The organism is Nostoc sp. ChiVER01 (assembly GCF_034531155.1).
Classification (GTDB): Bacteria; Cyanobacteriota; Cyanobacteriia; order Cyanobacteriales; family Nostocaceae; genus Nostoc.
This window is the reverse complement of record NZ_JAVRBS010000017.1, coordinates 1-12,505: the sequence shown is the minus strand read 5'-3', so window position 1 is coordinate 12,505 and position 12,505 is coordinate 1. Positions and strand designations below refer to the sequence as shown.

Below are 12,505 nucleotides of genomic sequence, written 5' to 3'. Positions count from 1 at the left end.
CATAGCTAGCAATATCAAAGCTATATACTCTAGGTTCTTTCATCGGTAAACTAGGTAATGGAATCATCTAAAGATTCATCAAACTTACGACAGAAAGCTGTCAAAAGCGTAATTTGGACAGTTATAGAAAGTTGGGGACGCCAAGGAGTCTCTTTAGTTGTTTTCTTTATTCTAGCTCGTTTACTTAATCCAGAAACTTTTGGTTTAATTGCTTTAGCATCTATATTTATTGAATTTGTACAAATTTTTGTCGATCAAGGATTCTCTGTAGCAATTATCCAACGTCAAGAGATAGATTCAGAGCATTTAGACACTGCTTTCTGGACAACTTTAGGAATCAGTGTACTTTTAACTGTATTAAGTGTTGCTGGTGCTGGATTAACAGCAGATTTCTTTAAACAGCCGCAGTTAGTACCAATTATTCAATGCTTATCTATAAGTTTTATATTTAATGGACTAAGCAGCGTACAGCAAGCGGTTCTTGAACGTAAGTTTGCCTTTAAAAGTTTAGCAATCCGCTCACTATTGGCAGTAATAATAGGTGGAATAGTTGGCGTTTGGATGGCTTTTTTAGGCTTCGGCGTTTGGAGCCTTGTAGGTCAACAACTATCAGGTAGTTTTATACAGGTTATAGTCTTGTGGCGAGTTAGCGATTGGCGACCAGGATTCCAATTTTCTAACATACATGTTAAAGAACTTTTTAACTTTGGAATTAATATATCTGCGTTTAATATAATTAACTTTTTTAATCGTCGAGCCGATGACTTACTAATTGGCTACTATCTAGGACTAGTTGCATTAGGTTATTACTCGGTTGCCTATAAATTGCTGCTAGTAATGATGCAGGTTTTAATCAGTACTACAACTAAAGTTGCACTACCAATATTTTCTAGGTTACAGGCAGAACCAGAACGATTACTAAATGCTTTCTATACAGCTACTCAGTTCACAAGTCTCATTGCCTTCCCAATATTTCTTTGTGTACCAGTATTAGCAACTGAGTTTATAAAAGTATTTTTTGGTGAGCAGTGGATTCAGAGCATTCCAGTATTGCAAATACTATCTCTTATTGGTCCTGTTCATCTAATTTTCTTTTATAACAACTCTGTAATTCTAGCACTAGGCAAACCTTCATGGAGGCTATGGATACAAGTGATAAATACAGTTACTAATGTTATTGGTTTTGCTTTGGTAGTAAGATTAGGTATTGTAGCAGTTGCTTCTGCTTATGTAGTTCGTGGTTACCTCATATTACCTATTTCGTTATTAGCTATTAATAAACTTGTTAAGATAAACTTAAACAACTATCTGCGTTTATACATAGTACCTTTAGTAGCTTCTGGAGCAATGGTCATAACTATATTAACTACTAAATATTTCTTAGGAAAATTTCTTGAAGCATGGATGTTACTAGCTATTGCAGGGATATTCGGAATGTCTATTTATATTCTTACTCTCTCAGTAATATCGCCTAAACTTTTCAGACGTATACTTGAATTAGGAGAAAGTTTGAATATCAAAATCAAAACAAAAGTATAAATTTATTGTGTATAATAACGATTTCAATATATATTTATGAATTAATTTAATATATTTCAAGCTATGTTAATTTAATGAAAAAATTAAATCTATCTAATCTTAATTCATAGTTTATCAAAGGGAGGAAAAATGAAAATAGGAATCATAACTTTTCACCATGTAGACAATTATGGAGCAACACTCCAGGCTTGTGCTCTTTGGAGTTTTCTTAACAGTCAAGGTTATGATGTTGAAATAATAGATTATCGACCTTTTAAAATAGCATGGATGTATTTCAGAGCTTTACTTCCGATCAAAAGCGTAAAATCTAGCACTAGCAAAAGTAAAAAGATTCGGATTAATGAAAAATCTTTAATTTATATTTCAAGAAAATGGAAAATGAGACGCTTCCTGCTTTCTCATGTTAAGTTAAGTCATAAGAAAATTTATGATAAAAAAGGCTTGAAATACTATCATGATAAATATGATGTAGTAATATGTGGCAGTGACCAAATATGGTGTATAGATTCCTTTAGAGGTTATAATTCTTCTTTCTTTTTAGATTTTGTTAGCAATAAAACTACTCGTAAAATAAGTTATGCAGCAAGCTTTGGTAATACGACAAAATTAGGGCCTTATCAAAAAGAAATATATACATTGATTAATGAGTTTCAAACCATTTTAGTTCGTGATTCTAATAGTATAGAAATTATTGCTAATGAATGCAATAAAAAAGCGATAAAAGTTTTAGATCCTACTTTTTTAATTAAATATGACACACTTAAAGATTATCCAAAAATAAAAAATAAATATCTTCTATTGTATGTTCAAGCTGACATACAAGAAGAGGAACAAGAGTTTATAAAATTTCTAGCAGAAGAACAAAATCTAACTATAGTTTCAGTCGGTAGAGATGAACCGTTAGCACAAATAAATTTAGAAAGTGCTAGTCCAAAAAAGTGGATTGGATTACATAGTGAAGCATCTTACATAATAACTAATACTTTTCACGGCACTGTATTTTCTATTATTTTCCATAAACCTTTTACAGTATTTCTTCCTAGTGATAAATCGAATAAGGTAAGAGATTTGCTTAATGATTTTGGTTTAACAAACCGGATATTTTCGGAGAAGTTAAAATCTCAATTATTCAGTAAGGAAATCTTTGATATTAACTATGAATCAGTATCTAGTATAGTGGAATCGAAAATTATAGAATCAAAAAAGCATTTAATTGAAGCTATTTTACAAAAGAGCGATGAATAGTAAAAGTAATTTTGAAGGAAAGCAAAATAAAGAATAATAAATCTTTTAAAAATAAAGTATTTTATGGCTGTACCGTGTTTGCAACAATGACAAGCAAACTGTTTTGTTTATCTTTATGAAAAATTAAAAAGGAGTAGAAAGAGTTAAGATGTCTAATTTAAAGATTGAGTCTTTAACATCAAATAGTCTTTCGCACTACAGAACACAACATTACTTTGAGCGAGTAGGAGAGATCAATAGCGTAGATGACCTTCAGGAGTACTGTAATTGGGCCAAAGAAAACAAAGTAAAAGTTTATATAATTGGAAATGGTTCTAACACGTTGTTTGTTAAAAAGAATATCCAATCATTGATACTGAAAAATAAACTACCTAAGTACACAAATCTTTTACCTAATAACAGACTTGAAGTATCTTCTTCTACTTCAGTGATGGAAGTATTAAAGTATTGCTATCAAAACTCCCTAAATTCTTTCTATTATCTTGCATCTGTACCAGCAACTATTGGTGGTGCGTTAGCAATGAATGCTGGGAGAGGAAAACAACATGGATGTACAATATACGACTTTGTTGAAAGTGTAACCTTTTTTGAGGATGGATGTATAAAAACACTTGAAAATAGTCAAATAATACGAGACTATCGAGAAACTATGTTTACTGGTATACACTCAAAACTGATATTGAGTGCAATTTTCAAGTTTGAACCAACAAAATTCACCGAAAATCCTTTAACTTCAAGGCAAATTTGGGCAAAAGAACATCAAGATAATACAGCACCTAACTGTGGCTCAGTATTCAAAGCTGCTAACTTTGCAATACTTGAAAAGCTCAAAGGTCTATCTATAGGTAAAGCTATGTTTTCAGCTAAAACTAGTAACTGGATACTCGCTAAATCACAAAGTAGCTATCCAATAATTATGCTGATTAAAATAGCTAAAATTTTGCATTTTATAACTCGACAAAAAATTGCTCTTGAACTAATTATCATTGATTAATTAATTGCTGTCAAAATACTACATAATGCTTAAACTTTGAGTTTTTTGCGAAAGTTAAGTTATATCTATAACTTTAACTATCGCTGAAGCTTTTGCCTGTGGTCTAGCTGTACTGATATTCATATATAGGTAACATCGTAGAAATTGTAGAGGATGAAGTAATTGCTTTACCTTCTAAAGCAAGTCTAAATATGTTACTGAAGCAAATATATTAGCAGCTAATGGCACTTTAGCAACAAGCTCTGGATAAGATAAGAGAAATCAAAAAATTAATTTTTAGTATAAGTATATACTGTTGTTACCTTCCCAAAGGCTTTTATACTTAAACAGAGCAGATTTAGATGCAAAGGTATCATAGGTATTATCCTCGTTAAATTTCCTGCCTTTGCCTGTTTGCGTAAACTTAACTTGAACGTAGGAATTTAAACTAATCAATCTTCTGCTGCAAAAATCCTTTGTCTGAAATTAATTATAAAAGTACTTGACAATAACCTATATCTAACTGCTATATTAAGTAGGGTAAAGTCGTTGGGGCGTAGCCAAGTGGTAAGGCAGCGGGTTTTGGTCCCGCCATCCCTAGGTTCGAATCCTAGCGCCCCAGTAAACCAAAAGACAGGCATAACAACCTGTCTTTTAGATGTTTAATTAAATTTTTAAGATGCATCTCAATGCATCTAAGTTTGTAAATGTTACTTGTCAGGCGATTTGAGAGCTTGATCCAGAGTCTGCCGAGCCTGTTCTGCTTTAGATCGTGCTTCTTGGTAACGCACATTAGCTTGGGCAAAATTTTTGAGGACTTTAAAACCTTCCTTGAGTCGAGTAATTTCCTCCTCTGTCACCGATTCGTCGGTGAACAGAACATCAACCGCTTTGCGAATTTCCAAAGCTTCAGATCGTGATTCCTGAACTTTCAGCTTGAGTGTGGCCAAGTTACTTAGAACCTGGACAGCTTGTGTAATTGTATCCTCACCGCTAGCAGTATCAATAGTTGACTCTTTAACCTCAATTAATTGTTGAGGGCCAAATCCTTCTTCTAGTTCCGTAGGTAGCTTTCCTGAATCCATGAGTTCCATCAGCTGATCCATTGCTTTATCACGGGCTTTTGCTGAATCTTTTCCAGAAACAGTAAGGATAATTTCTGGGCTTTGAGCGAGAGTATAGTGAACCATATTTGAGCAGAAAATTTGCTGGTTAACCAAGCTGAGGCATGTAATTATAACATACTGCGTGTCCGATTATTTATTGGTAAATATACTTGTCGGTTTTCCTCATTTATGTATTTTCTGTATTTAATAATTCATGCTTCATCCCTGCTCCTGGCAAGTCACTTCAAATAAAACTTTATACTTAAGAAAAGGCAATTAAGTTTCAACAGGAGGGAGAGCAATGGCTCCTAGTCCCACCATCATGCAAGCTGTGGAAAAACTGGGCTATCGTGTCACCGTTGGTGATGTGGCAACCCAGGCAGGATTGAACGTCACTGAAGCTAATCAAAGCTTACTAGCCTTGGCATCTGATGCTGGGGGACATTTGCAAGTAGCAGATTCAGGTGATATCGTTTACCTTTTTCCACAAAATTTTCGAGCAATTTTGCGTAATAAATACTTCCGGTTACGATTGCAGGAATGGTGGAAAAAGGTCTGGAGTGTTTTGTTTTACCTGATTCGCATTTCTTTTGGGATTTTCTTAATTCTTTCCATCACCCTGATAACTATAGCCATCTACATTATCATTACCTCTACCAATTCAGACCGTAACGGGGACAATCGGGGCAGTAGTTACGGCGGTGGGGGGTTCTTCTATTTTCCAAATTTATTTTGGTATTTTAGTCCAAATTATGATGCCCACTATCAGGAACGGCGACGTGAAAGGCGAGAAGAAAGCAATCTGAATTTCTTTGAAGCTGTGTTTTCGTTTTTGTTTGGCGATGGTAATCCTAACGCCAACTTAGAAGAACGTCGGTGGCAAGAAATTGCTACGGTGATTCGGAATAACCGTGGTGCAGTGGTAGCAGAACAAATTGCCCCATATTTGGATGACATTGGCGAAGGATATACAAGAGAGTACGAAGATTATATGCTGCCTGTTCTGACACGATTTAATGGGCAACCATCGGTAAGTCCAGAGGGGCAAATTGTTTATTATTTCCCGGAGTTGCAGGTAAGTGCAGTTAAAAAGCCTCGTTATGCAATATCAGATCATTTGGAAGAATTTCCCTGGCGTTTTAGTGCTGCAAGTTCAGGACAAATTATGCTCAGTGCTGGGTTGGGTGTACTAAATTTTGTTGGTGCTTTAGTACTAAAAAGTTTGTTGGGAGATGGCACTATTGCTGTGCAATTAGGTGGACTAGTAGCTTTTGTGCAAGGAATTTATTGGTTGCTATTGGCTTATGGAGTAGGTTTTTTAGTTATACCGCTATTGCGTTATTTCTGGATTCAATGGCGTAATCGCAAAATAGGCGATCGCAATCGCGATCGCCTTTCCAGAGCAAGGATATTGGCAAGTCCTGATGCAGCTTTGCAACAAAAAATCGACTATACCCAACAATTTGCAGGAGAAAAAGTCATCGGCAACGAAGATTTAGTGTATTCTAGCGAAACTGACTTACTTGACCAAGAAGTTAAGCGTTCCGCAAAAATTGACGCTGAATGGAAAAAACGCTTGGAACGCGGGAGTGGGGAATAGACTGAAGAGTTGAGAGTGAGGAGTGAATAATTAAGATTTATTTAAACTCCTGACTCTTGTACAGACGCGATTAATCGCGTCTGTACTCTTAACTTTTTCTTTACTTCGCCTGAATTGGTGTTAAGGCTACACCTTGATAATAATGCCCCAAGATTTGCAAGTGGTTCACTCCCTGTCGAGCTAGATTGTATGCCCCCCATTGACTCATGCCCAAAGCATGACCGAAGCCAAGCCCTTGAAGTACAAAACTACCATCGGCTCCCTTTGTGACGTTAAAGCGGGTACTTTTTAACTTGAGGGCTGTTCGCACTTCTTCGCCCTGTAGTACCTTTGTGCCTCTGTTGCCGACAATTTTCAAGACTTTAACACTGCCAAAAGGTGAGTATGTCCCTGGAATCATCGCCGTCACACTGCCAACTTCAGGAAATTTAGCGCTAATCTCACTGGGGGAGAAAGTTTTTACCCAATTACACTCGCGGATATTTTGATCGTAGTCTTGAACAGCACGTAGATAAGGTTCGCTGCTTCCCCAAACGTCTTCAACGTTTTCGGTATGCCCTCCAGAACAAGCGTGGAAAACTGAGAGAATAATCCGGTTTTTGTAAGTTAGTACCTGTCCTGCTGTTTCATCAACTGCTTTGTAAGTTGCAGGAGCTTCGCTAATGACGCCTTTGTAAATTTGCCAGCGATCGGGGGTATTACCTAAATCGTAAACGGGATTATTCCGTTGTTTTTCTCGCTCATAGAGGGCGTAGGTGCGAGCTGCGATCGCCTGGGCTTTTAAAGCTTCTTGGGGCCAGCTAGCATCCATTTCGCCACCGAGAACGCTGTAGAGATACTCTTGATCGTCAACCCAATTAACAGCCGTTAAGCCTTTGTCTGTGGGAACAACCAGAGTTCTACCCCGATACCAGCGATCGCCAATATAAACGAATCCTTTACCTGTTGGCTCAATCCAAAATAAACCAGATTGCCACTTATCTAAAGCAACTCCGCCAGGAATAGCCTGGGCATAATATGCACTCATCGCTGGCAACTGCCCGAGAGTCCGGCCAGTACTATCCTTGACAATCCCAGTGGTTGAACTACCCACTTTTACCTGATTAACGCCCCTCTCAATTGCCACGCGCAGAATTACAGACGCTTGAGCTGGGGCAACCAAAGCAATCCACAAGAGGACACTTACCCACCAATGACGTACTTTAACCTGGGAAAATAAAAAGCCTAAGTAAAGTTGGAACTTCATGCTGATCATCTAATCACATTAGTATCTAATTGACGCTCCGAACTATGGCGTCTACTACTTTAAGATGAGACAGTTCTCCAACGTAGGAGGTTGCCACCTCCTACTAATTATGCATTTTGCTTAAGCTATAGGGTAATTTTGTTTCACAAACAAATTTGCTTGCCCTTAGACCTAAGTTAAATTTTGAATCTTCAATCCAAAACTTAAAATTAGCTAAAGAAGTCAGTGATCTTACCCTTGAGCAACTGTTGTCAGCAGCCTGCGATCGCAATTTTGTATCAGTATTTAGCAGACTTGTTGCGTAATTAAGAAGTCTCATTTTTTAAGGGGAATTATCGGAGAGAAAACCATATTTAGGCGATCGCATTGAAGAAAAGGCAGAGATGTATCTGTCTGGTTTTATTCTTGTTTAACTTTTCTATTTCAGTAAATACCGATTATGACACTTCACGGTGCAGGCATCCTCTAAAAGAGGACATAAAGACTAATTTCCCTGAGTCTTCTTCAGCCTAGGATGCCAATAAATTTTTAGAATTGCTCACTTCATTTGCGATAATTCCAATTAAATTCAATTTACTCAAAATTTCTGTTGCTTGAATTAGTTCAGTTTGTGTCACTTTCCCCATGCGTTCTACCATTACGATCCCATTGCAAAAAGCTGCCACAATTCTGGCATCAACTGTACTTAAAATACATGATGTATCTATTAATACTAAATCATAATTTTGCTCAAACAACTCAATTAGTTCTTTCATCCGTTGAGAACTGAGCAACTTCACCGTGTCCTCTGCTTCAGGCCCAGCAGTCAAAATATCAATGCAAGGGTGAATAGGCTGGATGTAATCTTGAAAATGAGTTGTCGTCTCATCAAGTAATAACAAAGATAGTCCCCAGTCATTGGATAGTTCTAGGATTTTGTGCAAGCTAGGATTATGTAAATTAGCATCAATAACTAATACCCGTCGATGCATTCGGGTAGCGCTAGCTACAAGCCCTAATACTAAAGTTGTCTTCCCTTCCCCTGGTAGTGCTGAAGTCAACATTAATGACTTGAAGGGTAAGGGATATTTTAATATTTGAATATTTTGGTAGATCATGTCCAGGGTTTCATGGACAGGTAATCTAGTACTGGCTTCTACTATAGAGTAATCTGAAGTTCGTCGCTCATTCCAAGGCAGGGACAGCCGTCGCTTTTTAACATTACATGACGGTAGTTTTGGTACTGACCCCAATACACGTAGATTTGTCAGTTTCTTTAAATCTCCAACACAATAAATAGCGTCATTAAACTTTTCTAAAATCAGGGCTGCTAAAATACCTAGAATCGGCCCAATTATCGCCCCTCCAACCAAAAATAATAATTTTTTGCTCCCTATGTAATTACCCAGAGCAGGTTCTGTCAAAATTTGCCAGCTATATCCTTCCTGAGAAATTTTCAAACCCAAAGACTGTTGTGCTTGGAGTAATTGTTCAAGGGTTTTACGACTAGTTTCCACCTTTGGCAGCAGACGGTTATACTCTGCTATTAAGCTTGGGTATTTGTTTAACTCAGAGCGAAGTCGCTGTTCTGACTCGGTTAGATTCTTTTCATTAGCAGTCAGTCCTAAGATAGTTGTCCGTAGTAAAATTAGCTCGTCTACTAGCTTTGGCTCAACCCCTAGCATTTGATCTTTTAAAAGCGGTTCTCCCTTACTGCTAGTAGTAATAGTTTTCACTTCTTGTCGTAATAGCAACAGTTGACTTTGGCGCTGCTGCTTGAGTTTCTGTACTGATGGGTAATCGTCTGTATAGCGCAGCCGTTCTTTAGCCAAAGCTAGTTCAGTTTTTTGAATTTCACTTAATAATGTTTGGTAACGACTTGACTGATTTAAACGAGAAGAAAATAGTGCATTTTGCTGAGACGAAGAGGCTATTTGTTGATCTAGATTATCGTAACGGGCGTTTACATCCTGAAGGTGAGCACGAGTACTTTGTAGTTGTTGTTGAATATCAGCTAGAGATTCTAGCAGGATTTTACTTTGGATTTCGGGATCGAGTAATTTATGTTTTTTGCGAAACTGTTCCAAATTTTTATCAGCTTTACTCACTTCTTTTTTTATTTCAGGTAGGCGAGCATTTACAAAAGCCAATCCTTGATTTAGACGTTCTTTTTGTTGTTCTTTATTGTAGTTTTGATAGACTTTTTGTAGAGCTTGAAGTACTCTCTGTGTTTTGAGTGGATCGTCATCATTGAAAGAAACTTTAAATACTTGACTATAAACTTTATTAGCTCCTATACCTCCCTCTTCTGGAGCCACTTGTAGAGGTGATTTTTTGCTCTGTTCTGTTTGACCATTGATATACTCTAAGGTAACATCAGGATAATCAGGATTAATTAAATCTACGGCTTTCTGAAGCAACTTAGAACTCAGCATGAGTTTCATCTGAGTAGTGGAATCAACAACTTGAGAATTGCGATCGGTAACGTTGGTGTCTTCTATTGGTGGGATATTATTTGACTGTGTGCCTTCAGATAAATTGGAATTCACCAATATCTGCATATTGCTCTGGTAAGTAGGTTTGGCAATGAAAGCTAAGAGGCTAGCAGCTGACATAACTACACAAGAAACCCCCAAGATCAGCAAACGTCGGCGAAGCAAAATAGTAGATAGTTGTCTGATGTCAACTGCGCCTTGTGCTGAAGTAGTAATTTGTTGCTCTTGATCCAGACTAGTCTTAGCCACTATCAAACTCCTCTAATATCGAAACACTATATTGATTTGGAAGATTTATAAGAAATGTTAAATGTTTTTACATCTATAGCCGCAATAGCATACTTAACTATTCTTCCAAGAATGACAAGCTCACTTGGCACAATATTATGCCAACTGGTGCTTTCATGCTGATCAATTCATGCATGTGAATTCTTAATCAGTGTTAGAAGAATAAATTTTTAATGAATATTTTATTTAAGGAGGAAAAGTTTTTACTAAAAATTGATTATTTTACCTAAGCATTTAAGTAGAAAGCTCTCTGATATACAACATTAATATACTATTAAAGTTATTTAAATAACTTGTAATACAAGAAAAACATTAAGAAGAATATCTAAACCATAGTATTTGTAGATCATTAATACACTTGGTATACCGTAAATTACTGACTAACTAATTGACATTCTCCTCAAACTAAACTGCTATCTATTTGCTGGACGTTATGAGTTAGACTATTAAACTTCAAGATAGAGCCTGGTTAATCTTAGATTAGAAGGATTTAATCTAAAATCTAAAATTTAAACGCCTACCTTAGTTAACTCTACTTCGCGCCGCCTGGGGACTTCATGAATCATGAAATCATAAGCCATGTCAGTACAAGGAAAAATAGCACGGGCTTCCTGAAGAAGATCCTTCAATTCCAAGGTATTGCCAGGGGCGTAGCGGGGACTGAAATGACTCATAATCAGTCGATGTGCCCCAGCGGTCAAAGCTGTTTGCGCTGCCATTGTGGTTGTGGAATGCAACCTCTGAAAAGCCATGTCTGCATCTTGATGAGCAAAGGTTGCTTCGTGAATTAATACATCTGCATCTTTTGCCAATTCCACTGCCCCATCACAATAAATTGTGTCTGTGCAATAGGCAATTTTTCGACCAATTTCTGTAGGGCCACATAATTGAGTGCCATCAATCACTCGTCCATCCGCAAGCGTCACTCTTTCACCGCGCTTAAGTTGACCATAAACCCGACCAGGAGGAATTTGCAACGCCTTGGCTTTTTCTACATCAAAGCGTCCTGATCGGTCTTTTTCGGCTACGCGGTAGCCGAAAGCTGTAATGCGATGATGCAAATTACCGCAGCTTACGGTAAAGTCATTGTCCTCATAAATTACCCCTGGACGGATGGCATGGACTTTAATAGGATAAGAAAAGTGTGTGTAAGAGTAACGAGAGGCGGCTTGAATGTAATCATTTAATCCAGGTGGGCCATATATATCAATTCGTTCTACATTCCCAGCTAAACCGCAAGTAGCAAGAAGTCCCATCAAGCCAAAGATGTGGTCGCCGTGCATGTGAGTAATAAAAATTCGCGAGAGTTGGCTAATTTTCAGTTCACTCCGGATAATTTGATGTTGTGTGCCTTCGCCACAGTCGAATAACCACAGTTCTGCCCTTTGGGGTAATCTCAAAGCGACACTCGAAACATTACGCGATCGCGTGGGTACACCGGAACTCGTGCCTAAGAATGTTATCTGCACAGCGTTTTTTAATCTTCCTATTGCTCAATTTGCTGCTCTATAGTCTATAGTGACACGCTTAATAAGCAAAATACTTTTAAGAGGAAGTCGCTTTTTTAAAACTAACACCTAATAAAGATTATAGGGCTTACGCAAAAATCCCTAAAAAGCTTAATTTGTCCCTCTTTTGTCACTCTCCGAAAACTTTTGCCATTTATGAATTCTAAAGCTTTTGTATAGCCTGCGATGACTCCGCCCTCTGTAGGCATCGCGCGATTATTTTCTAATAAAAAATACAAGACCGATTTTTTTCTAATAAATATAGGACTTACGCACTGTACAAATTAACCATAATATAAATTACGGTTTTTGGTCGTTTCAGGCGCTTCGGATAACCCCGATTTATTTGCATATTTGCGACGTCGAATAGCCCGTCGTAGACATCGCTGAGTGCTAAACACGGTTAAAATACCCAAATTGCGTGTAGTACTTATGTACGGTGCGTAAGTCCTATATTTTTATCCCAATGATTTTCCGGAAAACAAAAGCCATCTCAAAGTTATTTGAGAAGGCTTTAGTTTAAGAA

The 12,505-nt window shown here is 37.3% G+C and carries 8 protein-coding genes and 1 tRNA gene; 5 read left to right on the top strand and 4 right to left on the bottom strand.

What is annotated here, in order from left to right; genetic code table 11:
- Positions 1–57 precede the first annotated feature (57 nt).
- The 4 genes from RMY00_RS21300 to RMY00_RS21285 all read left to right on the top strand — a co-directional run bounded on the left by RMY00_RS21300 (position 58) and on the right by RMY00_RS21285 (position 4,379).
- Positions 58–1,539, top strand: coding sequence for a lipopolysaccharide biosynthesis protein (locus RMY00_RS21300; protein ID WP_322649449.1), 1,482 nt, complete (start codon positions 58–60; stop codon positions 1,537–1,539).
- 129 nt (positions 1,540–1,668) lie between these two features.
- Positions 1,669–2,784 (top strand): polysaccharide pyruvyl transferase family protein, encoded by a 1,116-nt coding sequence (locus tag RMY00_RS21295; protein WP_322649448.1) that lies wholly within the window; start codon positions 1,669–1,671, stop codon positions 2,782–2,784.
- Positions 2,785–2,932: 148 nt separating this feature from the next.
- Positions 2,933–3,778, top strand: a complete 846-nt coding sequence (locus RMY00_RS21290; protein ID WP_322649447.1) for an FAD-binding protein — start codon at positions 2,933–2,935, stop codon at positions 3,776–3,778.
- 529 nt (positions 3,779–4,307) lie between these two features.
- Positions 4,308–4,379 (top strand) — tRNA-Gln (locus RMY00_RS21285).
- A gap of 88 nt (positions 4,380–4,467) precedes the next feature.
- On the opposite strand, the gene RMY00_RS21280 is transcribed toward RMY00_RS21285, so the two are convergent.
- Positions 4,468–4,947 (bottom strand): hypothetical protein, encoded by a 480-nt coding sequence (locus RMY00_RS21280; RefSeq protein WP_322649446.1) that lies wholly within the window; start codon positions 4,945–4,947, stop codon positions 4,468–4,470.
- 217 nt (positions 4,948–5,164) lie between these two features.
- Here RMY00_RS21280 and RMY00_RS21275 point away from each other — a divergent pair, with 217 nt between their 5' ends.
- Positions 5,165–6,463, top strand: a complete 1,299-nt coding sequence (locus RMY00_RS21275; RefSeq protein WP_322649445.1) for a hypothetical protein — start codon at positions 5,165–5,167, stop codon at positions 6,461–6,463.
- Between the two features lie 100 nt (positions 6,464–6,563).
- On the opposite strand, the gene RMY00_RS21270 is transcribed toward RMY00_RS21275, so the two are convergent.
- From RMY00_RS21270 to RMY00_RS21260, 3 genes are all read right to left on the bottom strand, one after another.
- Positions 6,564–7,709 carry a SpoIID/LytB domain-containing protein gene (locus RMY00_RS21270; RefSeq protein ID WP_322649444.1) on the bottom strand — a complete coding sequence of 382 codons (1,146 nt, stop codon included), beginning with the start codon at positions 7,707–7,709 and terminating at the stop codon, positions 6,564–6,566.
- 509 nt (positions 7,710–8,218) lie between these two features.
- Positions 8,219–10,432, bottom strand: a complete 2,214-nt coding sequence (locus tag RMY00_RS21265; protein WP_322649443.1) for a polysaccharide biosynthesis tyrosine autokinase — start codon at positions 10,430–10,432, stop codon at positions 8,219–8,221.
- 548 nt (positions 10,433–10,980) lie between these two features.
- A complete protein-coding gene (locus RMY00_RS21260; RefSeq protein WP_322649442.1) occupies positions 10,981–11,940 on the bottom strand; it encodes a ribonuclease Z in 960 nt (319 codons plus the stop codon).
- Positions 11,941–12,505 lie beyond the last annotated feature (565 nt).